This is a genomic window from Thioalkalivibrio sp. ARh3 (genome assembly GCF_000377265.1).
GTDB lineage: Bacteria > Pseudomonadota > Gammaproteobacteria > Ectothiorhodospirales > Ectothiorhodospiraceae > Thioalkalivibrio > Thioalkalivibrio thiocyanoxidans.
Genome location: NZ_KB897947.1, coordinates 235,055 through 256,484, shown reverse-complemented (window position 1 = coordinate 256,484; position 21,430 = coordinate 235,055). Strand labels below are relative to the sequence as shown.

The 21,430-nt window shown below is 66.4% G+C and carries 25 protein-coding genes; 15 read left to right on the top strand and 10 right to left on the bottom strand.

Going from position 1 to position 21,430, the window contains the following annotated elements:
* Positions 1–12: 12 nt before the first annotated feature.
* Genes xerC through C995_RS13760 form a run of 6 tightly spaced genes read right to left on the bottom strand, consistent with a single transcriptional unit; the run spans position 13 to position 4,609 of the window.
* Entirely contained in the window at positions 13–966 is a 954-nt protein-coding gene (xerC, locus tag C995_RS0101220) for a tyrosine recombinase XerC (protein WP_018863193.1), read from the bottom strand.
* Positions 938–1,678, bottom strand: a complete 741-nt coding sequence (locus C995_RS0101215; RefSeq protein WP_018863192.1) for a DUF484 family protein — start codon at positions 1,676–1,678, stop codon at positions 938–940. The genes xerC and C995_RS0101215 overlap by 29 nt, the downstream gene beginning before the upstream one ends.
* Positions 1,675–2,511, bottom strand: a complete 837-nt coding sequence (dapF, locus tag C995_RS0101210) for a diaminopimelate epimerase (RefSeq protein WP_018863191.1) — start codon at positions 2,509–2,511, stop codon at positions 1,675–1,677. Before dapF ends, C995_RS0101215 begins: the two co-directional genes overlap by 4 nt.
* A complete protein-coding gene (locus tag C995_RS0101205) occupies positions 2,511–3,185 on the bottom strand; it encodes a trans-aconitate 2-methyltransferase (RefSeq protein WP_018863190.1) in 675 nt (224 codons plus the stop codon). Before C995_RS0101205 ends, dapF begins: the two co-directional genes overlap by 1 nt.
* Positions 3,182–4,471, bottom strand: coding sequence for a diaminopimelate decarboxylase (gene lysA, locus C995_RS0101200; protein WP_018863189.1), 1,290 nt, complete (start codon positions 4,469–4,471; stop codon positions 3,182–3,184). The genes C995_RS0101205 and lysA overlap by 4 nt, the downstream gene beginning before the upstream one ends.
* On the bottom strand, positions 4,472–4,609 hold the full coding sequence (locus C995_RS13760; RefSeq protein WP_017926463.1) for a lipoprotein: 138 nt from the start codon (positions 4,607–4,609) through the stop codon (positions 4,472–4,474).
* Positions 4,610–4,921: 312 nt separating this feature from the next.
* Here C995_RS13760 and soxY point away from each other — a divergent pair, with 312 nt between their 5' ends.
* The 12 genes from soxY to C995_RS0101135 all read left to right on the top strand — a co-directional run bounded on the left by soxY (position 4,922) and on the right by C995_RS0101135 (position 13,421).
* Positions 4,922–5,395 (top strand): thiosulfate oxidation carrier protein SoxY, encoded by a 474-nt coding sequence (gene soxY, locus C995_RS0101190; RefSeq protein WP_018863188.1) that lies wholly within the window; start codon positions 4,922–4,924, stop codon positions 5,393–5,395.
* A 46-nt stretch (positions 5,396–5,441) separates the two neighbouring features.
* Positions 5,442–5,726: a thiosulfate oxidation carrier complex protein SoxZ gene (gene soxZ / locus C995_RS13510; protein ID WP_038080512.1), complete on the top strand. Its 285-nt coding sequence runs from the start codon at positions 5,442–5,444 to the stop codon at positions 5,724–5,726.
* A gap of 150 nt (positions 5,727–5,876) precedes the next feature.
* On the top strand, positions 5,877–6,470 hold the full coding sequence (gene hisB, locus C995_RS0101180; protein WP_018863186.1) for an imidazoleglycerol-phosphate dehydratase HisB: 594 nt from the start codon (positions 5,877–5,879) through the stop codon (positions 6,468–6,470).
* A 28-nt stretch (positions 6,471–6,498) separates the two neighbouring features.
* Entirely contained in the window at positions 6,499–7,155 is a 657-nt protein-coding gene (gene hisH / locus C995_RS0101175) for an imidazole glycerol phosphate synthase subunit HisH (RefSeq protein ID WP_018863185.1), read from the top strand.
* Positions 7,156–7,165: 10 nt separating this feature from the next.
* Positions 7,166–7,897 carry a 1-(5-phosphoribosyl)-5-[(5-phosphoribosylamino)methylideneamino]imidazole-4-carboxamide isomerase gene (gene hisA / locus C995_RS0101170; RefSeq protein WP_018863184.1) on the top strand — a complete coding sequence of 244 codons (732 nt, stop codon included), beginning with the start codon at positions 7,166–7,168 and terminating at the stop codon, positions 7,895–7,897.
* Position 7,898: 1 nt separating this feature from the next.
* Entirely contained in the window at positions 7,899–8,690 is a 792-nt protein-coding gene (hisF, locus tag C995_RS0101165) for an imidazole glycerol phosphate synthase subunit HisF (RefSeq protein WP_018863183.1), read from the top strand.
* A complete protein-coding gene (locus C995_RS0101160) occupies positions 8,690–9,067 on the top strand; it encodes a phosphoribosyl-ATP diphosphatase (protein ID WP_018863182.1) in 378 nt (125 codons plus the stop codon). Before hisF ends, C995_RS0101160 begins: the two co-directional genes overlap by 1 nt.
* 74 nt (positions 9,068–9,141) lie before the next feature.
* Positions 9,142–9,444, top strand: coding sequence for a twin-arginine translocase TatA/TatE family subunit (gene tatA, locus C995_RS0101155; RefSeq protein WP_018863181.1), 303 nt, complete (start codon positions 9,142–9,144; stop codon positions 9,442–9,444).
* A gap of 44 nt (positions 9,445–9,488) precedes the next feature.
* Positions 9,489–10,223 carry a Sec-independent protein translocase protein TatB gene (gene tatB / locus C995_RS0101150; protein ID WP_018863180.1) on the top strand — a complete coding sequence of 245 codons (735 nt, stop codon included), beginning with the start codon at positions 9,489–9,491 and terminating at the stop codon, positions 10,221–10,223.
* The gene (gene tatC / locus C995_RS0101145) at positions 10,220–11,410 is read left to right on the top strand and encodes a twin-arginine translocase subunit TatC (protein WP_018863179.1); all 1,191 of its coding nucleotides are present in this window, start codon (positions 10,220–10,222) and stop codon (positions 11,408–11,410) included. The genes tatB and tatC overlap by 4 nt, the downstream gene beginning before the upstream one ends.
* Positions 11,411–11,505: 95 nt before the next feature.
* Entirely contained in the window at positions 11,506–13,056 is a 1,551-nt protein-coding gene (gene gpmI / locus C995_RS0101140; protein ID WP_018863178.1) for a 2,3-bisphosphoglycerate-independent phosphoglycerate mutase, read from the top strand.
* 8 nt (positions 13,057–13,064) lie between these two features.
* Positions 13,065–13,421: a cupin domain-containing protein gene (locus tag C995_RS0101135; RefSeq protein ID WP_018863177.1), complete on the top strand. Its 357-nt coding sequence runs from the start codon at positions 13,065–13,067 to the stop codon at positions 13,419–13,421.
* Between the two features lie 16 nt (positions 13,422–13,437).
* Here the strand turns inward: C995_RS0101135 and C995_RS0101130 are convergent, their stop codons facing one another.
* Together C995_RS0101130 and C995_RS0101125 are read right to left on the bottom strand one after the other, a co-directional pair.
* Entirely contained in the window at positions 13,438–15,123 is a 1,686-nt protein-coding gene (locus C995_RS0101130; protein ID WP_018863176.1) for a serine/threonine-protein kinase, read from the bottom strand.
* Positions 15,124–15,137: 14 nt separating this feature from the next.
* A complete protein-coding gene (locus C995_RS0101125) occupies positions 15,138–15,671 on the bottom strand; it encodes an FHA domain-containing protein (RefSeq protein ID WP_018863175.1) in 534 nt (177 codons plus the stop codon).
* A gap of 129 nt (positions 15,672–15,800) precedes the next feature.
* On the opposite strand from C995_RS0101125, the gene C995_RS0101120 reads away from it, so the two are divergent.
* Both C995_RS0101120 and C995_RS0101115 read left to right on the top strand, forming a co-directional pair.
* Positions 15,801–16,181, top strand: a complete 381-nt coding sequence (locus tag C995_RS0101120; protein WP_018863174.1) for a DUF5362 family protein — start codon at positions 15,801–15,803, stop codon at positions 16,179–16,181.
* Between the two features lie 104 nt (positions 16,182–16,285).
* The gene (locus C995_RS0101115; protein WP_018863173.1) at positions 16,286–17,359 is read left to right on the top strand and encodes a diguanylate cyclase; all 1,074 of its coding nucleotides are present in this window, start codon (positions 16,286–16,288) and stop codon (positions 17,357–17,359) included.
* A 158-nt stretch (positions 17,360–17,517) separates the two neighbouring features.
* Here C995_RS0101115 and C995_RS0101110 read toward each other — a convergent pair whose 3' ends face one another.
* Complete coding sequence (locus C995_RS0101110; protein ID WP_018863172.1) at positions 17,518–18,132, bottom strand: hypothetical protein; 615 nt, start codon at positions 18,130–18,132, stop codon at positions 17,518–17,520.
* A gap of 174 nt (positions 18,133–18,306) precedes the next feature.
* The gene (gene thiC, locus C995_RS0101105) at positions 18,307–20,196 is read right to left on the bottom strand and encodes a phosphomethylpyrimidine synthase ThiC (RefSeq protein WP_018863171.1); all 1,890 of its coding nucleotides are present in this window, start codon (positions 20,194–20,196) and stop codon (positions 18,307–18,309) included.
* Between the two features lie 549 nt (positions 20,197–20,745).
* On the opposite strand from thiC, the gene C995_RS0101100 reads away from it, so the two are divergent.
* Positions 20,746–21,426 (top strand): TIGR00153 family protein, encoded by a 681-nt coding sequence (locus tag C995_RS0101100; protein ID WP_018863170.1) that lies wholly within the window; start codon positions 20,746–20,748, stop codon positions 21,424–21,426.
* Positions 21,427–21,430 lie beyond the last annotated feature (4 nt).

Here is a 21,430-nt window from a genome sequence, read left to right as displayed (position 1 = left end):
AGAAAGCTGGACTCAGCGTTTGCCTGGCGAACGGTCTCTCCGGGCACGCGGGTGGGCGGCATCATACACCTGTGCCAGGTGCTGGTAGTCGAGATGGGTATAGATCTGGGTGGTTTCAAGGTTGGCGTGACCAAGAAGTTCCTGAATGGCTCGCAAATCACCGCTCGATTCCAGCAGGTGGCTGGCGAAGGCATGGCGCAGCCGGTGCGGATGCAGGCGGACGTCCAGCCCGGCGCGCCGGCCGGCCTCGGCCACGCGGCGCTGCACTGCGCGGTTGCCGATGCGGGCGCCGCGCCGGGTCACGAACAGGGCACGTTCGCCGGGCGCGGCCCAGTCGCCACGGCGCTCAAGCCACGTGCGGATCGCGTCACGGGCTACCCGTCCTACCGGGACGCTGCGTTCGCGCCGGCCCTTGCCGAGTACCCGCACCAGCCCGGTATCGAGGTCGAGATCCGTCAGGTCCAGCCCGGTCAGTTCCGACAGGCGTAGCCCGGAGGAATACAGCAGCTCCAGCATGGCCTGGTCGCGGGCGGCCAGGATCGGGTCGAGGTCCTCGGCCGGGGTCAGGGCCTGCTGGGTCTGGTCGACGTCGAGATCGCGCGGCAAGGCGCGCCCCGCGCGCGGTCCGCGCAGGCCGGCGGCCGGGTTGGCCGGCATGCGGCGGTGTTCGACCTGATAGGCGAAGAAGCCACGGGCGGCGGACAGGAAGCGCTGGATGGAGCGCGGGTGGCGGCCCTGGCGGGCGAGCTGTCCGGCGATGCGGCGCATATCCGCGGCCTTGAGGTCGGCCCACGGGCCCGTGTGCAGGCTGCGCAGGCGATTCAGGTCGCGCCGGTAGGCATTGACGGTATGCGGCGAATGGCCGCGAACATCGCGTAAGTGGCCGAGAAAGGCCGCGATGTCCGCATCCTGTGGCGGGTCGGAATCGGTCGCCGCCTCAGGCGGCGGCGTGCGTCCGCTCGACATGGCAGCGGATCGATTCGGCCAGCAGGTCGCCGATATGGGTGACGAAGTAGGTGCCCATGTCGGGCTGGAAGCGATCCACGGAGTCGCTGGCCAGGCCCAGTACCCCGATGCGGTCGGACTCGTCGCCCAGGGGCATCAGGATCGCGGAGCCGATGCCGTCGGCCGAATCGAACAGCACGTCCAGCATCTCGCCCGGCACACGGCCGCACTGGGCCTTGCCGCGCGCGAACAGCGGGTCGAACGTGCTCAGCTCGCCGGACTCCAGGGCGTGCAGGTCGTCCACCTCGCGGTCGGCCAGGCGGATGCTGACGCGCTCGGCACCCAGTTCGTTGCGCAGGGCGTCCTGGGTCAGTGCCAGCACGGCATCCAGGTTCTCGGCGCGCATCAGGGTCTTGGCCAGTTCGTGGAGGTGCTGGCCCATGCGCTCGTTGTCACGGGCGCGTTCGACCAGCTCGCCCATGTGCTGCTCCATCGCGCGGTGTTTCTCGCGCAGCAGGGCTACCTGGCGCTCCAGCAGCGACACCGCCCCGCCGGCCGGATGCGGCAGGCGCAGGATGTCCAGCAGCGGCAGGTGGTCCTGGAAGAAATCCGGGTGATCGCGCAGATAGGCCTCGACGTCGGCCGCGTTGATCGTTTGGTTGTTCTTGTCGTCCGTCGCCTGCGTCTTGGGGGCCTTCTTGGCAGCAGAGGCGTTGGAGGATTGCCCAGTCATAGATCGATCCAGCCGTTGAAAACCGTGGTGGCCGGTCCGGTTAGCCAAACCGGGGCCTCGGCCTGTGCGTTCCAGCTTAGCACAAGGGTACCGCCCGGCAGCGAGACTTCAACCTCGTCGTCGACCAGGTCGCGCCGGCGCAGGATGGCCATCGCGGCGGCCGCGCCGCTGCCGCAGGCCAGCGTCTCTCCGACCCCGCGCTCGAAGACCCGCAGGTCCACATGGCCGCGATCGCGCAGTGCGGCGAAGCCGACATTCACGCGGCGCGGGAAGCACTCATGCCGTTCGATCAGTGGCCCGACCTCGGTCACGGGGGCGCTTGCGACGTCGTCCACCAGCAGCACCGCATGGGGGTTACCCATGGACACCGCGCCCAGCGTGATCGCGTGGCCCTGTACGTCCAGGGTGTAGGCGTCGGCCTCGTGTTCGGCGACCAGCGGGATCTGTTCGGGCGCGAACACTGGCCGCCCCATGTTGACCCGCACGCGCTCGTCGCCCTCGACATGCAGCACGATCCGCCCGCCCAGGGTCTCGACCGGGATCTCGCGGGCCTCGGTCAGGCCCTGCTCGCGCACGAAGCGGGCGAAGCAGCGCGCACCGTTGCCGCACTGCTCCACCTCGGAGCCATCGGCATTGAAGATGCGGTAGCGGAACAGGGCCTGCGCCGGGTCGCCCGGGGGCTCCACCAGCAGGATCTGGTCGCAGCCGATGCCGAAGTGGCGATCCGCCAGGTGGCGCAGCGCTGCCTCGTCCAGGTGGACGTCCTGACGCGTGCCGTCGATGACGACGAAGTCATTGCCCAGCCCGTGCATCTTGGTGAATTCCAGGCGCATCAGGCGGCCTCCGGTAGATGCCCGAAGATGATCATGTGCCGGTCCGAGGTGGCGCGCACGGTGAAGCCGTCGAGTCCGGCGGCGGCCAGCTGTTCGCGGACCTCGTCGGGCGTGAAGGCCGCGTGCAGGGAGTGTTCGAAGTCGCGCCGCAGCACGTCCGGGTCCTCGGCTGCGTACTGCGCGACCAGGGCCTTGACCGCTTCTTCCGAGTCGGGCCGTCGCAGGTCCATGACGAACACGGCTGCGCCGGGCGCCCCATCGCGGCGGATGGCCTGCCACAGTACCGAGGGCTCATGCAGATGATGCAGCAGGGAATTGCTGATAATCGTGGCATACGGGGCGCGCGGGCCGCGCGCCTTGGGCAGGCAGCCCTCGGCCAGGTGCACGCGCGGCGCGGCCGGGTGACCGGCCATTAGTACGTCACCGGCGGCCAACATCGCGGGTGCGCCGTCGAGGCCATCGACCTCGCAGGCCGGGTAGCGCGCCGCGAAGCGCAGCGAGGCATCGCCCGGACCGCAGCCGAGGTCGAGCACGGGGCCGGTGACCGGGCCCGGGAAGGCCTCGGCGAAGGCGTCCACGAAGCCCTCGTGCGGGGTGGCGAAGTCGGCCTCGGCATAGGCGCGGGCCTGCTCCGGCTCCAGCATCAGCTCCGGTTCCGGGCGGCGCGGGATCACGGGTCCACGCTCCCGGGCGGGTTTTCGTCGTCCGGGTCCTGGGGCAGCATGCTTTCGCGCATCATCAGGTGATCGACCTGCTCGCGGCGGTTGATGATCTGGAAGTGGTCGCCGTCGACCATGATCTCCGGTGGGCGCGGACGCGAGTTGTAGTTGCCCGCCATTACATAGCCGTAGGCCCCGGCCGAGCGCACGGCCAGCAGGTCGCCTGCGGCCAGCGCCAGTTCGCGCTCGCGGCCGAGGAAGTCGCCGGTCTCGCAGACCGGGCCGACGATGTCGTAGGTGCGGGGCTCGGTGTCCTTGCGCTGCACAACCGGGACGATCTCCTGCCAGGCACCGTACAGGGCCGGGCGGAGCAGGTCGTTCATCGCGCCGTCGACGATCGCGAAGTCGTGGGCCTCGGTGTGCTTCAGGTACTCCACCCGGGTCAGGAACACACCGGCGTTCGCCGCGATCGCGCGCCCCGGCTCCAGCAGCACCTTCAGCGGGCGCTCGCCCATTACTTCGCGCAGGGCGCTGGCCCAGGCGTCCGGCTCCGGCGGGGTCTCGTCACGGTAGCGCACGCCCAGCCCGCCGCCGACATCGATATGTTCGAGTTCGATGCCGTCCGCGGCCAGCTGGTCGACCAGCGCCAGCACGCGTTTCAGGGCATCGGTGAACGGGTCGATCCGGGTCAGCTGCGAGCCGATGTGGAAATCGACGCCGGTGGCCTCCAGGTGCTGGCTGTCGCGCACCCGGGCATACAGCGCCGGCGCCTCCTCGATGGCGACGCCGAACTTGTTCTCGCGCAGGCCGGTGGCGATGTAAGGATGGGTCTCGGCATCGACATCCGGATTGACCCGGATCGAGACCGGCGCGGTCACGCCCAGCTCGGCCGCAACGGACTCCAGCCGCTCCAGCTCCGGGGTGGACTCGACGTTGAAGCAGTGGATGCCGACCTGCAGCGCCCGGCGCATCTCGGCCGCGGTCTTGCCGACGCCGGAGAACACGATCTTGGCCGGGTCGCCGCCGGCGCGCAGCACGCGCTCCAGTTCGCCCCCGGAGACGATGTCGAAGCCGGCGCCCAGGCGCGCGAGCACGTTCAGCACCCCCAGCGCGGAGTTCGCCTTCACCGCGAAGCAGACCTGGTGCGGGGTGCCGATCAGGGCCTCGCTGAACGCGCGATAATGCCGCTCCAGCGTGGCGCGGGAATAAACGTAGGCGGGCGTGCCCACCAGTTCGGCGAGGCCGTCGAGGGCGACGCCTTCGCAGTGCAGGGTGTCGCCGTGGTAGTCGAAATAGTCCATTCAGCGGCGCTCCTCGGCGGGGTCGTCATCATCGGGCAGGTAGAGGTCGCCCTTCTGTCCGCAGGAGGCGAGCATCTGCATCGTGCCAAGCACGACCACGACCGCAATCAGGAGCCACTGGGCCTTGCATGAGCGCATGTTCGTTCCGGGGTGTCGTTGCAATGAGGGCCGATAGTGTGCCATTGATACGGCGCTGGCTTCAGGTCCATCCGTTGCCATTCACCCGATTTTGAACCCTTGGTGATCCGTTCATCATCGATTCAGCGAACTTTGGGAGGATGAACCTGCCAGACCAGCGAAAGACCACTGTGGCTGGTCAGCGATGGAGCCCGGCCCCGCGGAATAGAACCCCCGGGGTCGCCGTCCAAAGCAACAGGCGTTAGCGCGGGTAACCGCCAAAACGCCGCCGGATAATCCGGAATTGACCCAAAAAGATGAGAGGAGATCTCCATGATTAGCACCAAGCGTCGTGTCTTCCTGAAAGGCACTCTCGCCGCCGGCACTGTCGGCGTGGCTGTTGGGGCTGGCCTGCTGGCTCCGAGCAAGCTGCTGGCCGCCTGGCCGTCCTCCACGTTCGAGGCCGAGGGCCTGGACGCTGCGATGGAAGCCGCGCTCGGCTCCACCGATATCCCGGACAGCGATGACATCGATCTGAGCGCCCCGGAAATCGCCGAAAACGGCGCCGTGGTCCCGGTTTCTGTCGAAACCACGATGGACGATGTCAGCGAGATCGCCATCTTTGCCGAAGAAAACGACTTCTCCGCGACCGCCCATTACATGCTGGCGTCCGGCACCAAGCCGAAAATCTCCGGCCGTATCCGTCTGGGCGAGTCCTCGAATGTCGTGGCGGCCGTGAAGTCCGGCGACAACTGGTACAAGACGGTCCGCGAAGTGAAGGTCACGGTCGGTGGCTGCGGCGGTTAAGCCGCGCGCCCCTATCGCTGATCGAACCCTATTGGAGGAATAAGATATGTCTATTCGAGTTCGCGCCCAGGAAAGTAACGGCGTTATCAATGTCCGCGCTCTGATGAGCCACGACATGCTGGTCCCGGATGATGACGGTGGCCCGCACTTCATCGAGACCGTGGAAATCAAGCGTAACGGCGAAGATGCCATTACCGCCTACTGGAACTTCACCGTCTCCCGCAACCCGTTCCTGCAGTGCGAGTTTGACGGGTCTGCCGGTGACACCGTGTCCGTCTCCTGGACGGACAACAAGGGTGAATCCGATTCGACCGAAGTCGAAGTCGGCTAAGGAAGCCCTGCTTCCTGAAGTCCAGCCGGGGCCCTCGGGTCCCGGCTTTTTTTTACCCAGCGCATGGTGAACGGAGCTTGCGGTTCGCCGTGCGTACCGGGGCGCGGCCAGCCTTGCTACACTGGGACTTTGCCGCCTTGAATCGGGATCATGACTGAACGTACCGCTAGCGTCCGCCGCGACACCCTGGAGACCCAGATCGCCGTCGAAATCAATCTCGACGGCACGGGCACGAGCCAACTGGAAACGGGTGTCCCTTTCCTCGATCACATGCTTGACCAGGTAGCACGCCATGGCATGGTCGATCTGTCCGTGCGTGCGCAGGGCGACCTGCACATTGACGCGCATCACACGGTCGAGGATGTCGGCATCACGCTCGGGCAGGCGCTGGCGAAGGCCCTGGGAGACAAGAAGGGCATTCGTCGCTACGGCCATGCCTACGTGCCCCTGGACGAGGCCCTGGCACGGGTGGTGATCGATTTTTCCGGACGCCCGGGGCTGGAGATGCACGCCGATTTCCGGCGCTCGCACATCGGCGAGTTCGATGTCGATCTCTTCCACGAGTTTTTCCAGGGGCTGGTCAACCACGCCTGGATGACGCTGCACATCGACAGCATTCGCGGGGACAACGCGCACCACGTGGCCGAGACCATCTTCAAGGCCTTCGGGCGTGCCCTGCGCATGGCGGCCGAGGGTGACCCGCGCGCGGAGGGAATCACTCCATCGACCAAGGGCAGCCTCTAACGCGAATCACTGAAGGGATTCCTCCACCATGGAAACAATTGCCGTCATTGACTACGGCATGGGTAATTTGCACTCGGTGGTTCGCGCGCTCGAGCACGAGGCCGATATCGGCCAGCGCGTGCTGCTGACGGACGACCCCGACACCCTGCGCGAGGCCGACCGCCTGGTCTTTCCGGGGCAGGGGGCGGCCGGTGATGCGATGCAGGCGCTCGGCAGCCGCGGACTCGACCGTCTGTTGCCCGCGCTGACCGCGGATCGACCGTTTCTCGGTCTTTGCCTGGGGCAGCAGATTCTCATGCAGCACAGCGAGGAGAGCGGGGGTGTCGATCTTCTGGGCATACTGCCGGGGCGCGTCGCGCGCTTTCCGGAACGCAAGGGCCCGGAGGGCCGCCCTCTGAAGATCCCGCACATGGGGTGGAACCGGGTCCTGCCGGCCGGCGATCATCCTTTGTGGCACGGCTTGCCCGAGACCCCGTGGTTCTATTTTGTACACAGCTATCGCGTGTTGCCGGAGAACGAGGCGGATGTCGCCGGGCGCACCGATTATGGCGAGACCTTTGCCTCGGCACTGGCACGGGGTTCGCTGTTTACCATGCAGTGCCACCCGGAGAAGAGCGCCGCCTGCGGGCTGCGCCTGTTGCACAACTTTCTGCGCTGGGACGGTGAGGGTCCCGGGGCCGTGTGAGGAGTCGAAGATGCTGGTCATACCCGCAATCGATCTGAAGGAAGGCAAGTGCGTGCGCCTGCGCCAGGGCAAGATGGAGGATTCCACTGTGTTCGGCGAAGACCCGGTGGAGATGGCCCGGCGCTGGGTGGATGCCGGGGCCGAGCGCCTGCACATCGTCGACCTGGATGGCGCCTTCGCCGGCCATCCGCGTAACGCCGAGGCCGTGCACGCGATCGCCGAGGCCTTCCCCGATCTGCCGATCCAGATCGGTGGCGGGGTTCGCGACGAGGATACCGTGCAGGCCTACCTGGACGCCGGGGTGGAGTTCGTGATCATCGGCACCCGGGCGGTGAGCGCGCCGCACTTCGTCAATGATCTGTGCCTGGAGTTTCCCGGGCGCATCATCGTGGGGCTGGACGCGAAGGACGGCAAGCTGGCGGTGGATGGCTGGTCGAAGCTGTCGCACCACGATGTGATCGACCTGGCCCAGCATTTCGAGGCGGATGGAGTGGTGGCCTTCGTCTATACCGATATCGCCCGCGACGGGATGATGAAGGGGCCCAATGTGGAGGCCACCGCTCGCCTTGCGAGTAACGTGCGTGTACCGGTGATTGCCTCCGGCGGGATCAGCTCGCTGGACGACCTGCGCAAGCTCGCCGAGAACGAGGAGGAGGGCATCACCGGTGCGATCGTCGGGCGTGCGCTGTACGAGGGTGCGTTTACGCTTGAAGAGGCACGCAAGGCGGCCTCCGGAGGCTGAGATGCTGGCCAAGCGCATCATCCCCTGCCTGGACGTCGATGCCGGCCGCGTCGTCAAGGGCGTGAACTTTGTGGGCATCCGCGACGCCGGCGACCCGGTCGAGATCGCGCGGCGCTACAACGCGCAGGGCGCGGACGAAATCACCTTCCTCGACATCACGGCCTCGAGTGACGATCGCGACACCATCCTGCATGTGGTCGAGGCTGTCGCACGCGAGGTCTTCATCCCGCTGACTGTCGGCGGTGGCGTACGCGCGGTCGAGGACATCCGCCGCCTGCTCAATGCCGGGGCCGACAAGGTCTCGATCAATACTGCTGCCGTGCACCGCCCGGAACTGGTGCGCGAGGCGGCCGACTGGGTCGGTAGCCAGTGCATCGTGGTCGCGATCGACGCCAAGCGCGTCAGCGCGGAAGGCGAGCCCCCCCGCTGGGAGGTATTTACCCACGGCGGGCGCCGGGAGACCGGTCTGGAAGTCGTCGAGTGGTCGCAGCGGATGGAGTCTCTCGGGGCCGGCGAGATCCTGCTGACCAGCATGGATCGAGATGGCACCCGGATCGGGTTCGATCTGGAGCTGACCCGGGCGGTCAGCGACGCGGTAGGCATACCGGTGATCGCCTCCGGTGGCGTGGGCGAGCTGCAGCACCTGGTCGAGGGCGTGACCGAGGGGCATGCCGATGCGGTGCTGGCGGCGAGCATCTTCCATTTCGGGCAGCACACGGTGGGCGAGGCCAAGGACGCGATGGCCGCGGCGGGCGTGCCCGTGCGGCCCAATGACGCCGGAGTGGCCGCCTGATGGCCGGGCGTGCGGCACAGGCCCCGGCAGGTGACGAGCTCCTGAGCAAACTGGCCGAAGTGATCGAGCAGCGTCGCCAGGCCGACCCGGAGCAGTCCTATGTGGCGAAGCTCCATGCCCGGGGGCTCGACGAAATGCTGAAAAAGCTGGGCGAGGAGTCGGCGGAGACGATTATCGCTGGCAAGAACGAGGACAGCGATGCGCTAGTGTCGGAGATGGCTGACCTGTGGTTTCATAGCCTGGTCGTCCTCGCGGCCCGGGGCCGACACCCCGATGACGTCCTCGACGAGCTGGCGCGGCGCTTCGGGCTGTCAGGCGTCGCGGAAAAGGCCGCGCGACGGGCCAGCGGGCAGCGCTCCGATAAAAACGATAAATAAAACGCTGCGTATTGATTATGGGCCTGACGCCGTTCAGGCTTGATCTCAAAGTTGAATGATCTTGGAGAGAGTCCATGGGTATTGGTGGCATCAGCATCTGGCAACTTCTTATTATCCTGCTCATCGTCGTGCTGCTGTTCGGCACGAAGAAGCTGCGCAATATGGGCGGCGACGTCGGTTCCGCACTGAAGAACTTCCGGCAGGCGGTCAAGGACCCGGATGGCGAGAACAAGCAGGATGAAAACGCGGAAGGCCAGGATGGCGAGGCCCCCGAGGTCGAGGATCAGACCGGTGACAAGGGGCGTGTAGTCGACGGCGAGGCGAAGAAGAGCTCGGAGCAGGAGACCGAGACCTCGCAGTCGGACAAGAAATCCTGATCCGCGCCGTGCGCGGAATGGCCGGACTCGGGCGGCGCTAGCGCATGTTCGACATCGGTTTCTGGGAGATCATCATCATCGTGCTGGTCGCGCTGCTGGTCGTGGGGCCGGAGCGGCTGCCCGGCCTTGCGCGCGAGATCGGGCGCTGGGTCGGCAAGACCCGGCGTTTCGTGCACAGCGTGCGCTCGGACTTCGAGCAGGAGCTGCAGACCGAAGAGCTGCGCAAGATGCTCAAGAGCCAGGAACGCGAGATCCGTCAGCTCAAGGGCACGATGGAGGAGACCGAGAAGGATCTCCGCGAGGACCTCGAGGAAACCGAAAAGGACCTGCGCGAGGATATCGAAGGGAAACCCGCCAAGGGCAAGGGGCTGACGCAGGACCACCTGCGTGCCCTGGACGACCGGCGCACGGCGGCGGAAACGAAGGCGAAGAAGCCGGCTGTGCGTCCGCGCCGCACGGAGGATGCCGATGACGCGACGGGCGAGCCCGAGCCCGAGCAGCCCGAGGTACGCCGGGTACCAACCCGCTCGGGCATGGACGGCAACCTGATGACCGATGACCCGGCGCTGGCGGCCGAACGCAAGGCGCGTGCCGCGGACGGTGAGCGACCGAAACGCAAGAAGCCGGCGGTTCGCCCCCGGCGGACCGACAAGGCGGACGCTACCCCGGTCACCGACTCGGGGCGTGACCCGCATGACGGTGCAGACCGTCCGGATGCCGGCCCGGATCAGACCGGCGATTCCACCCACGACGACCAGGCCCCCGACAAGCACTCATGAGCAAGACCAAGCCGGAGGTCGAACCGAGTCCGGAGGCCACCGAAACCCTGCTCACGCACCTGATCGAGCTGCGTGACCGCATCCTCAGGATGTTCATCGCCATTCTGGTGGTGTTCCTGGTGCTGTTCCCGTTCGCCAACCCGATCTACACCTGGCTGGCGGATCCGCTGATGCAGCACCTGCCGGAAGGCACCAGCATGATCGCGATCGATGTGGCTGCGCCATTCCTGATCCCGTTCAAGCTGGTCCTGCTGCTGGCGGTGGTGATCAGCATCCCGTATCTGCTCTACCAGGTCTGGTCGTTTGTCGCTCCGGGGCTGTACAGCCACGAGAAGAACCTGGCCCTGCCGCTGGTGGCATCATCCACCATCCTGTTTTACCTCGGCATGGCCTTCGCCTACTTTGTGGTCTTCCCGCTGATCTTCGCCTTCTTTACGGCGACGGCGCCCGAGGGCGTAGCGGTGATGACCGATATCTCCCGCTATCTCGCCTTCGTGATCATGCTGTTTATCGCGTTCGGGATTGCGTTCGAGATGCCGGTGGCGACGATTCTGCTGGTCTCGCTGGGCGCGACAACACCCGAAAAGCTCGCCAAGAAGCGTCCCTACGTGATCGTGGGGGTATTCCTGGTCGGAATGGTGCTCACCCCGCCAGATATCATCTCGCAGACACTGCTGGCACTGCCGATGTGGTTGCTGTTCGAGATCGGTCTCGTTCTCTCGCGCATCATGGAGCGCAAGAAAGCCCGCGAGCGCCGCGAACGGGGGGGTGATGAGCCCGACGACTTGAGCGACGATTCGGGCGATGGCCCCGACGACCCGGGCGGCGGTCCCGGTGGCGGTGGCAAGGGTGCGACCGGCGCCCCCGACCGCCAGGGCTCGGCGGCTGCGGCCACGGGGGGCGCGGCAGCCTCCAGTGCTGGTGCCCGGGAAACCCCGGCCTCTGCGCGCGCCGGGTATACCCCAATGACCGACGACGAGATGGACGCCGAGCTGGACCGTATCGAGGCGGAGCAGGCCGAACTCCAGCGTCAGAGGGATGCCCGCAAGTCCGCGCAGGCGCCGACCGATGAAGCTCCCGAGACGGGTACGACGAAGGGTGGCGAGCCGCAAGAGCCAGCCAGTGACGATGTCCCGGATGAGGATGGGCCGTCGCAGGAGGACTATGACGAGGGCCGTTATCGCTAGCGGATTAATGTGACGGGATCCCTGTGGCGTCCATACGCGCATCGGAACTTGCTAAAATGCCCCGATAACCCATTGACCCAGGAAATGAACCCGCGATGGCCGACCCGCGTCCGACTCCCCGCCGCCCTGTTCTGCTCCTCATCATGGACGGGGTGGGTGTAAACCCCTCGAAGGTGAACAATGCCTATGCCGAGGCCAACACCCCCCGTCTCGACGAGTACCTGTCCACACATGCCCACACCACGCTGGATGCCTGTGGTCGTGCCGTTGGCCTGCCGGATGGGCAAATGGGCAACTCGGAGGTGGGGCACCTGACGCTCGGTGCCGGTACTGTGATCAACCAGGATCTCGTGCGCATCGACGACTCCATCGCCGATGGCTCCTTCTACGAGAATGATGCCCTGGTCAGTGCCGCGCGTGCGGCCGCCAACAATGACCTGCCGCTCCACCTGATCGGGCTCGTCTCCGACGGCGGTGTGCATTCGCATATCCGCCATCTGCGGGCGCTGGTCGAGATCTGCCAGCACGAGGGCGCGCGTCCGATGGTGCACATGATCACCGACGGTCGTGATACGCCCCCGCGCTCCGCGCTCAATTACCTCGATCCGCTGGAAGAGGAACTGGCGAGCGCCGGTGGTGCCATCGCCACCGTTTGCGGCCGCTATTACGCGATGGATCGCGACAAGCGCTGGAATCGCACCGAAATGGCCTTCCGGGCAATCGCCTTTGCCGAGGGTGAACCCGCCGGTTCGGCGCGCGAGGCGATCGAGGCCGCCTATGCCGCTGGCGAGGATGACGAGTTCATCAAGCCAAGGATCATCAATGGCGGGGCCCCGCTCGGCCAGGATGCGGTCTGTGTGTTGTTCAACTTCCGCAACGATCGGCCGCGCCAGCTGACCGCCGCGCTGGGTCTGGACGACTTCGATGGTTTCGACCGTGGTGACTTCCGCCCGGTCGCAGAGATCTGTCTGACCGAATACGACCCGCGCTTTCTGTCGCCGATCGCCTTTCCGCCGGAGCGCCCCTCGACCACCCTGGGGAGTACCATCGCCTCTGCCGGCATCCCGCAGTTCCACTGTGCGGAGACCGAGAAGTACGCCCACGTCACGTTCTTCTTCAATGGCGGCAAGGAGGAGCCCTACGCTGGTGAACAGCGCGTGATGGTGCCCTCGCCGTCCGTGGATACCTACGACGAGCAGCCGGAAATGAGCGCGGTCGAAGTGGCCGACGAGACCATCCAGGCGATGGAGAGCGGGCGCTACGGCTTTATCCTGGTCAACTTTGCCAATGGCGACATGGTGGGCCACACGGCCAAGCGCGAGGCGTTGATCCAGGCGGTAGAGGCTCTCGACCGCGAGGTGGGGCGTGTGCTGGATGCGGCGAAGGAGGCCGGGTATTCCGCGATCGTGACGGCTGACCACGGTAACTGCGACGAGTACGTCGACCCGGTGACCGGCGATCCGCATACCCAGCACACGATCTACCCGGTGATGTGCATGATCACCGACTCGCAGCGCTGGCGTCTGCGCACCGGTGGTGGTCTGGCCGACGTGGCGCCGACCGTGCTGGAGCTGATGGGCGTGCCCAAGCCCGCTGCGATGGGTGGGGCCAGCCTGTTGCTCGAGGAAGTTCCGGAGCCCGCCTGAGGCCGACGATGCATACGCGCTACGCCGACATCCCGGCCTATGACACCAAGGACGGCTCCGAGATCCGCGAGCTGATGCATCCGGACAGCCACGGCAATGCGGCCCAGAGTCTGGCCGAAGCGATCGTGGAACCGGGTGCGACCACGCACCTGCATCGCCACGCGAAGACCGAGGAGCTCTACCACATCACCCGCGGACGGGGGGAGATGCGGCTCGGGGCGGAGACCTTCGAGGTGACGGTCGGGGATACCGTCTGTATCCATCCTGGTACCCCGCACAACATCCGCAACACCGGGGAAGAACCGCTGCACATCCTGTGCAGTTGCTCGCCGCCCTATTCGCACGACGACACCGAGCTCCTGTAGACCGGACCGCGCTCGCTCAGGCGGGTGGCGTGCGCTCCGAGCGCGGCGGTTCTGTCTCCTCCTCCAGTACCAGCGTGCGTTCGCTGTCGGATTGCGCCGACGGGTCCTGTCGGGCTGTCGGCCGCTGCTTCATGCGCGCCTCCAGCGAGTCCGCCATCGCGTTGTAGGCGGCGTAAACCCGCTCGAAGTCATCGCGCCGCCGGGCGCGGATGCGCGTGTCCAGCCGGCCCTGTCCAGTCTGTTCCAGGGCGCCGCGCAGGGTGTCGAGTGGTGCCTGCAAGCGGCGCGCGAGTACGTAGGCGCCCAGCGATACCGCGAGCAGCGTGACCAGTGCGAGCAGCGTCAGGGCCAGCCACGTCGTCTGATTGGCGGCCCGCAGGGAGCGGGTCGAGAGCCCTACCTGCAGCCGCCCGATCTCCATCTCCTGAAACCGCACCGGCGACTCGAACACGATCATCTCGCGCCCCTCCGGGTCCTCTCTGGACCAGATCGCCTGCCCTCCGCGGCGAGCCAGTAACTGTTCGTCCGGGAGGGGCTCAAACGAATTGCCGAGCGAGGCGTCGTCGCTGCTCGCCACCACGCGTCCCCGGTGATCCGCCACGCTCAGCAGCGCGATCTCGCGATTGTCCTGCATGTCCTGCAGCCGCCCCTGTACGGCAATGGTGTCTTCCAGCAGCAGGTCCTCCGCGCTCTCCACCGCGATGATCTGCGCCAGTGTGGACCCGTAGTCGAAGGCGAGATCCGTGATGACCTCGTTCTGCTTGTGTTGTACCAGGGCTCCGGCGATCGTCAGGGTGATGGCCACCGTCGCTCCGAGGATTGCCGGCCAGCGCCACCGCAGCGGGATGACCCGACTCCCGGCGCCGGCCCGTTCGCGTTCCACGCGCTCTTCGTCGAGGCGTTGCAGGTCCACCAGCAGCTCCCCGGCTGACTGGTAGCGCTTCTCCGGCTGCTTCTCCAGCAGGCGTTCGACCAGCTCGATCAGCTCGGGCGGACAATCCCCCACAATGGGGCGCAAGGGCGGTGCCGGGTCGCGCACGACTCGGGTCAGCAGCCCTTCGACCTCGTGCCCGCGAAACGGTGTCGAGCCCGTGAGCAGCTCATACAGCACTACGCCCACCGAGTAGAGGTCCGCACGGGCGTCGGTGGGCAGGCCTTGCACCTGCTCGGGCGCCATGTAGTGGGGCGAGCCGGCGACGTAGCCATCGGAGTCGGCCCGCCAGGCCGGGTCATTCAGGGTCTGGGCAATGCCGAAGTCCATCACCTTGATGTTCACCGTGGCGCTGGTGACGATGATGTTCTCCGGCTTGATGTCGCGATGAACCACGCCATTGCGATGGGCGTAATCCAGTGCCTCGGTCAGCTGGATCGCGATCTTCAGCACGTTGCGCAGCAGCAGCGGGCGGAACTGCTCGGCAAATGCAGCGAGCGTGATCCCGTCCAGCAGCTCCATCGCGATGAACGGGCGATCATCGGACTCGCCGACATCGAAGATGGTCACGATCCCCGGGTGGGTCAGCGTGCCGGCCGCGCGCGCCTCGGCCACAAACCGGCGGCGGTACTCGGGCCGCCGGGCGTAGTCATCCTGCAGGCACTTGATCGCCAGCTCGCGGCGAATCTCCGGGTCGAAGCCGCGATAGATCACGGCCATGGCCCCGCGACCGATTTCCTCGCCTGCGTCGTAGCGACCGATCCGCTGCACGCCGGGCGGCCCGTTCAGGTGCTTTCGAGCAGGATGCGAGCGACCGCGGCGAGTACCAGGATCGCGACCGCCACGCCGATCCAGCGCCACGAAGACCGCCGCACGCCACGCGCGGGCACCGCCTCCGAGCCGTCGTCCCGGCGCCGGAAGATGAACTCTGCGCGCCCGAAGCGGACATGGTCGCCGTCATTCAGCGTGGCCTCGTGGACCTTGTGGTCGTTGACCCAGGTGCCGTTGGTCGAGAGCAGGTTGACCACCCGACAGGCCCCGCCGTCGTTGACCAGCCAGGCGTGCTGCGACGAGACACTGCCTTCCTGCAGCACGATGTCATTGTCGCCCTGTCGGCCGACAGACTGCTTTCCGGGTTTGAGGGTCAGGCGTTGCTGGCGGAAGGGTTCGGCCACGCCCACCAGCACGGGATGTCCACCAGGCGGCGTATGCGAGTGTTCGCCAGCGGCTTCGGTCTCGGGCAAGGCCGCGCCCTGGAACAGCATGGTCCCCTGCGGGCCACTGCGCTCGCGTTCACTGTCTCGTCCCTGATCGCTCATGCGGCCTCCATTGCGCAGCTGCGGTGTACCGCCCGAGTATGCCCTCCGCCCCGATGGCGAACAATGCGCGGCGCGCTGGTCAGCCTGCTATGCTCGAGACCGTTGCAACCCAACGGACAGGAGGACCGCATGGAAGCAGAATCGACAGGCAACCCGCAGCTTCGCGAGCTGATCGAGCCACTGGTTCGCGGCAAGTTCTGGATGCAGCTGATCGGTGTGATGCTGATCATCTCGGGCGTGCTCACCGCCCTGTCCATTGTCGGCATCCTGATCGCCTGGATCCCGATCTGGGCCGGCGTGGTGCTGATGCAGGCGGCGGGTGCCTCGCAGCGCGCCTTCGACAGCGCCGACCCGCTGGAGATCAAGTATGCGCTGAGCCGGCTGCGCATCTACTTCACCATCTTTGGCGTGCTGCTGCTGATCTACCTGATCCTGATGGTCGTCGGCATGCTGTTCGGCATCGGCGTCGGGATGATGGGGGTCGGCGGCATGGCCGAACACGTGCAGTAATACCGGGGGCACCTCCCCGCCGGAACGCTGTACGCGAACCGGCGCCGCGGCGGTCGGCCCCGGCAGCAAGGAACACAATCTTGGATATAGCAAGGCGACTGCGGATGCGGGCGGATCCGCTGTACGGGGAGTGCGAGGAGACACGGCAAGCGTTTACGAGCTGGCTGCGCACGACACGTATTCCGCAGGTCCGCTATATCGCGTTTCTGACGGCTGCACTGTATCTGCTGTATGCCGTCATCGAGCAGGCAGTCGCTGCCGATTCGTCGAGTCTGCGGCTGCTGGCCCACGCAGTACTGGTGCCCGGCCTGTTGCTGTCCGTGGCGGCCATGAGTTTTCGTACGCGGTTCCAGCCGCCGATGTGGGCCCTGTTGACCGTGGCACCAGTGGTCGCGAATGCCGCCAACCTGGGGTTGAATGCGGGATCGCCCCAGTTCCTGGTCTTCGCTCCCGAGATTTATCTGAGCATCATGTGGACCTTTGCGATCTCCGGGCTGGCCCTGCGTCAGGCCGTCATCGCGGCCACCGCCATCGTCGCGCTAGTGATCGTGGCTGCGTCATACGCGCCCCTGGAGCCAGGCCTGCAGCAGCTGCATCTGTTCTGGGTGCTGGCCGCCTTCTCGTTCGGCTGTCTGAGTGCCTTTGTCCTGGAAAAGGCATACAAGCACACCTTCCTGCAACAACGTCAGCTGGCCCGCTCTGCGCAGACCGACGAACTGACCTCCCTGTGGAACCGTGCACATATCGAGCAGCTGTTCGAGGAGGAGCGTGCACGTAACGAGCGCTATGGCCAGCCGTTCTCGGTGATCCTGATCGACGTCGACCACTTCAAGGCCGTGAACGATACCTGGGGCCACAGTACTGGTGATACGGTGCTGCGACAGTTTGCCGAGCTGCTGCGCCAGAATCTGCGCAAGGTGGATGCCATTGGCCGGATTGGTGGCGAGGAGTTCTTCGTGCTGCTGCCGCAAACCGATGTCGCGCAGGCGCAAGCGGCGGCCCGCGACCTCCAGGCCCGGATCAATGCCTTCGACTTCGACACGGCAGGCCGGCGGACGGCAAGCTTCGGCGTGACCGAATACCGTCCGGGCGAACGTATGGTCGACACCTTTGATCGGGCCGACCGGGCCCTGTACGCGGCCAAGAAGAACGGCCGCAACCGCATAGAGGTACGCTGATCAAGGAGAGTCGTACACAGGAGCGCCGGGCCCTGGATGCGAGCATGCCTCGCGGTGGGGCCATCAGGGCGAACACCGGGGCCGCGCTCCCGCTGCCGAGAGCGCTTGCAAGCCGCGTTGAGTCGGACCAGACGAGGACTGGAGGGCCGGGTCGTGCGTTACCGGGGCCCGAAGTGGAAGCGCAGCCCGGTGGCGATGAAATTCGAGCCGCTGGCATCGCTGACCACACCAAAGACGCCGGAACGGTGATGGATGCGCAGGAAGGCTTCCCAGGAACTGTCCCGCGACGCCGGTGGCGCGAAGGCGATTTCCGCCATCATGAACGCTTGGGTGCGGCTGGGGCGACTATCCTCGATGACCGGCTCGCCGAAGGCACGCGAGGGGCCAATGCCCCAGGCAGCCGAGGTGTCCACCAGGTGGTCCCAGGGAAAGCGTGTCCAGCGCAGGTTGGCGGCCGCGTTCAGTTCGAGGTGATCCTGCTGACCCCAGTGGCGGGCGACATTGATCTCGCCTTCGAGATGCAGATGGTCACCGAAGCGGTGCAGGCGACGGGAGAGGCCGACGGCCGCCAGGTGCGAGTCCTGCATCTCGGTCTGGAACCGGAGGATCTCGACGAAGCGGGTGTCGGTCCAGCGTGCGCCATAGGCGAAGACCGAGGTCTCCGCCCACTGCTGGGCCATCCCGTCTTCCTCGGCCGCGGCCGTCCCGGCCTGGCAGACGGCCAGCACTGCGGCAAGGGCGCTGGCGCCACAACAGCAGCGGGTAGTCGCCATGCCGTAATCCTCCCGGCAACAGGTTGGTGCGGGGCGCAGTACAGAAAGGGTAGATGCCCCGCCTGCCTGGAGCCAGTGATCGGTTGCTCGTAACAGCCGTTCGGTAGCGTTTCCTTGCATCCGCTCTCGAATCCGGCTGACCTGTCTGGTCAGCCAGATCTCGTTGCCTGGCCGTCAAGCCTTCCGGTAGATCTCCGCTCCGGTCTCCCGAAACTCGATGGCCTTCTCCTCAAGCCCCTTGTCCAGCGCCTCCTGTTCGGAGATGCCCTGGGCCGCGGCGTAGTCGCGCACGTCCTGGGTGATCTTCATCGAGCAGAAGTTCGGGCCGCACATGGAACAGAAGTGGGCGACCTTGTGCGCCTCCTTCGGCAGGGTCTCGTCGTGGAATTCGCGCGCGCGCTCCGGGTCCAGCGCCAGGTTGAACTGGTCCTCCCAGCGGAACTCGAAGCGCGCCTTGGACAAGGCGTTGTCCTGCAGCTGCGCGCCGGGGAAGCCCTTGGCCAGGTCGGCGGCGTGGGCGGCGATCTTGTAGGTGATGATGCCGTCGCGCACGTCCTGCTTGTTGGGCAGGCCCAGGTGTTCCTTGGGCGTCACGTAGCAGAGCATCGCGGTGCCGTACCAGCCGATGTTGGCCGCGCCGATGCCGGAGGTGATGTGGTCGTAGGCCGGGGCGATGTCGGTCACCAGCGGGCCGAGGGTGTAGAACGGGGCCTCGAAGCAGTCCTCCAGCTCCTTGTCGACGTTCTCCTTCACCTTCTGCAGCGGGACGTGGCCGGGGCCCTCGATCATCACCTGCACGTCGTGCGCCCAGGCCTTCTGCGTCAGCTCGCCCAGGGTCTCCAGCTCGCCGAACTGGGCGGCGTCGTTGGCGTCGGCCAGGCAGCCGGGGCGCAGGCCGTCCCCCAGCGAGAAGGAGACGTCGAACGCCTTCATGATCTCGCAGATCTCGTCGAAGTGGGTGTAGAGGAAGTTCTCCTGGTGATGCGCCAGGCACCACTTGGCCATGATCGAGCCGCCGCGGGAGACGATGCCGGTCACCCGGTCGGCGGTCAGCGGCACGTACTGCAGGCGCACCCCGGCGTGGATGGTGAAGTAGTCCACGCCCTGCTCGGCCTGCTCGATCAGGGTGTCGCGGAACAGCTCCCAGGTCAGATCCTCGGGCTTGCCGTCGACCTTCTCCAGCGCCTGGTAGATCGGCACGGTGCCGATCGGCACCGGCGAGTTCCGCAGGATCCACTCGCGGGTCTCGTGGATGTTCTTGCCGGTGGACAGGTCCATCAGGGTGTCGCCACCCCAGCGTGCGGACCACACGAGCTTCTCCACCTCCTCCTCGATCGAGGAGGTGACCGCGGAGTTGCCGATGTTGGTGTTCACCTTCACCCGGAAGTTGCGGCCGATGATCATCGGCTCGAGCTCGGGGTGGTTGATGTTGGCGGGGATGATCGCGCGGCCGCGGGCGATCTCCTCGCGCACGAACTCGGGGGTGATTTCATCCGGGATGGAGGCGCCGAAGGACTCGCCCGCGTGCTGCCGCAGCAGCTTTCGGTAGCGCGGGTCGGCGCGCAGCTCCTGCAGGCGGTTGTTCTCGCGGATCGCGACGTACTCCATCTCCGGGGTGATGATGCCCTGGCGGGCGTAGTGCATCTGCGAGACGTTCGCGCCGGCCTGCGCGCGGCGTGGCGGGCGGATATGCTCGAAGCGCAGGCTAGCCAGTTCCGGATCGGCGGCGCGGGCACGACCGTACTCCGAGCTCGGGCCGTCCAGCCACTCGGTGTCGCCGCGTTCGTCGATCCAGCCACCGCGCAGATCCGCCAGACCGCGGTGCAGGTCGATGGTCGCCTCGGGGTCGGTGTAGGGCCCGGAGGTGTCGTAGACCGGGATCGGCGGGTTTTCTTCGGGCGTGCCGGAGGTCATCGTCGGCGTCTGCGCGACCTCGCGATACGGCACGCGGATGTCCGCGCGCGAACCCTCGACGTAACGCTTCTCGGAGTTCGGGAACGGGCGGGTGACCTCTGCGGAGACCTCGGCGGTCTTGCGGGCAAACGACTCGGGGATGGCGCTCATGATCGGACCTCTGCTGCTGTCGCGTGAGGCGAAGGGGGCGCGGGCAGGGCGATCGCGGGGCAGGGACCCCGGGTACAGCAGACCGTTGACCGAGCTTCCCTCCGCCGGTGTTAACCGGTTCAGGTGCGGGGAAACACGGACCAATGTACACGCTCGCGCTCGAGTCGCTTTTGCGTGCGAACAAGGCGCGGTGACTGCCGTGCAGTCATTCTGCACAAGGGAGCCGCAACGCAGTGCGCGCGCAAAAGCGGCCGAGCCCCTTGGGGTTGGTACCCCAGGTTCCCCGATCCTGCGTTGCACCGCTTGCGGGTAGAACCACCACTACCCGCTGCACGGCGCGCCTTGTCTCGGAAAACCTGGGGCACCAACGCGAGCGTGTACATTGGTCCGTGTTTCCCTAGGGGACTCTCTCAGCCCGACATGTGGTACGGGCACCCCCAGCTCTGGGCGACGATTGTAGCGCACGCGGCGCAGATTCGCCTGCAGGTGACAGGGTATTGAGGGTTGTTTTGCGGTACATTAGGCCTTTGTGACATTCTTCGCGCCGCCATGAGCCCCAAGAACTTCGTCTTCGAACTGTTTGGCCGTTCGCCGGTGCGCCCCCTGCAGGCGCACATGGAGAAGGTGCGCGCCTGCATCGCCGAGCTCCCGCCGTTCATCGAGGCGATGGCCCGGGACGACTGGGACACCGCGCGCGTACAGCAGAGGAAGATCGTCAAGCTCGAGCACGAGGCCGACCGCCTGAAGAAGGATCTGCGCCTGCACCTGCCCAAGGGGATGATGCTGGCGATGTCGCGCCGCGACGTGCTCGACACCCTGCTGATCCAGGACCGCATCGCGAATATGGCGAAGGACATCGCAGGGCTGATGCTGGGCCGACAGATGCAGTTCCCGGCCAATATGCAGGAGCCGTTGCAGCGCTTTCTGGACCGCAGTGTGGATGCGGTGAATCAGGCCGGGCGCGCGGTCAACGAGCTGGACGAGCTGGTCGAGGCGGGCTTTCGCGGGCACGAGGTCGAGGTGGTCAACGACATCCTGACCGAGCTGGACCAGATCGAGCACGAATCCGACGAGGCCCAGCGCGAGGTGCGCGAGATCCTGTTCGCCCAGGAGGCGGAGTTGCCCCCGGTGAACGTGATCTTCATGTACCGCGTGATTGACTCCATAGGCGAACTGGCCGATCTGGCCCAGCGCGTGGGCAGCCGCCTGCAGCTGATGCTGGCCAAGTAAACAC

Coding starts and splice junctions, on each gene's coding strand:
- xerC (WP_018863193.1), bottom strand. CDS start 966: ATGTCGAGCGGACGCACGCCGCCGCCTGAGGCGGCGACCGATTCCGAC.
- C995_RS0101215 (WP_018863192.1), bottom strand. CDS start 1,678: ATGACTGGGCAATCCTCCAACGCCTCTGCTGCCAAGAAGGCCCCCAAG.
- dapF (WP_018863191.1), bottom strand. CDS start 2,511: ATGCGCCTGGAATTCACCAAGATGCACGGGCTGGGCAATGACTTCGTC.
- lysA (WP_018863189.1), bottom strand. CDS start 4,471: ATGGACTATTTCGACTACCACGGCGACACCCTGCACTGCGAAGGCGTC.
- C995_RS13760 (WP_017926463.1), bottom strand. CDS start 4,609: ATGCGCTCATGCAAGGCCCAGTGGCTCCTGATTGCGGTCGTGGTCGTG.
- soxY (WP_018863188.1), top strand. CDS start 4,922: ATGATTAGCACCAAGCGTCGTGTCTTCCTGAAAGGCACTCTCGCCGCC.
- soxZ (WP_038080512.1), top strand. CDS start 5,442: ATGTCTATTCGAGTTCGCGCCCAGGAAAGTAACGGCGTTATCAATGTC.
- hisB (WP_018863186.1), top strand. CDS start 5,877: ATGACTGAACGTACCGCTAGCGTCCGCCGCGACACCCTGGAGACCCAG.
- hisH (WP_018863185.1), top strand. CDS start 6,499: ATGGAAACAATTGCCGTCATTGACTACGGCATGGGTAATTTGCACTCG.
- hisA (WP_018863184.1), top strand. CDS start 7,166: ATGCTGGTCATACCCGCAATCGATCTGAAGGAAGGCAAGTGCGTGCGC.
- hisF (WP_018863183.1), top strand. CDS start 7,899: ATGCTGGCCAAGCGCATCATCCCCTGCCTGGACGTCGATGCCGGCCGC.
- C995_RS0101160 (WP_018863182.1), top strand. CDS start 8,690: ATGGCCGGGCGTGCGGCACAGGCCCCGGCAGGTGACGAGCTCCTGAGC.
- tatA (WP_018863181.1), top strand. CDS start 9,142: ATGGGTATTGGTGGCATCAGCATCTGGCAACTTCTTATTATCCTGCTC.
- tatB (WP_018863180.1), top strand. CDS start 9,489: ATGTTCGACATCGGTTTCTGGGAGATCATCATCATCGTGCTGGTCGCG.
- tatC (WP_018863179.1), top strand. CDS start 10,220: ATGAGCAAGACCAAGCCGGAGGTCGAACCGAGTCCGGAGGCCACCGAA.
- gpmI (WP_018863178.1), top strand. CDS start 11,506: ATGGCCGACCCGCGTCCGACTCCCCGCCGCCCTGTTCTGCTCCTCATC.
- C995_RS0101135 (WP_018863177.1), top strand. CDS start 13,065: ATGCATACGCGCTACGCCGACATCCCGGCCTATGACACCAAGGACGGC.
- C995_RS0101125 (WP_018863175.1), bottom strand. CDS start 15,671: ATGAGCGATCAGGGACGAGACAGTGAACGCGAGCGCAGTGGCCCGCAG.
- C995_RS0101120 (WP_018863174.1), top strand. CDS start 15,801: ATGGAAGCAGAATCGACAGGCAACCCGCAGCTTCGCGAGCTGATCGAG.
- C995_RS0101115 (WP_018863173.1), top strand. CDS start 16,286: ATGCGGGCGGATCCGCTGTACGGGGAGTGCGAGGAGACACGGCAAGCG.
- C995_RS0101110 (WP_018863172.1), bottom strand. CDS start 18,132: ATGGCGACTACCCGCTGCTGTTGTGGCGCCAGCGCCCTTGCCGCAGTG.
- thiC (WP_018863171.1), bottom strand. CDS start 20,196: ATGAGCGCCATCCCCGAGTCGTTTGCCCGCAAGACCGCCGAGGTCTCC.
- C995_RS0101100 (WP_018863170.1), top strand. CDS start 20,746: ATGAGCCCCAAGAACTTCGTCTTCGAACTGTTTGGCCGTTCGCCGGTG.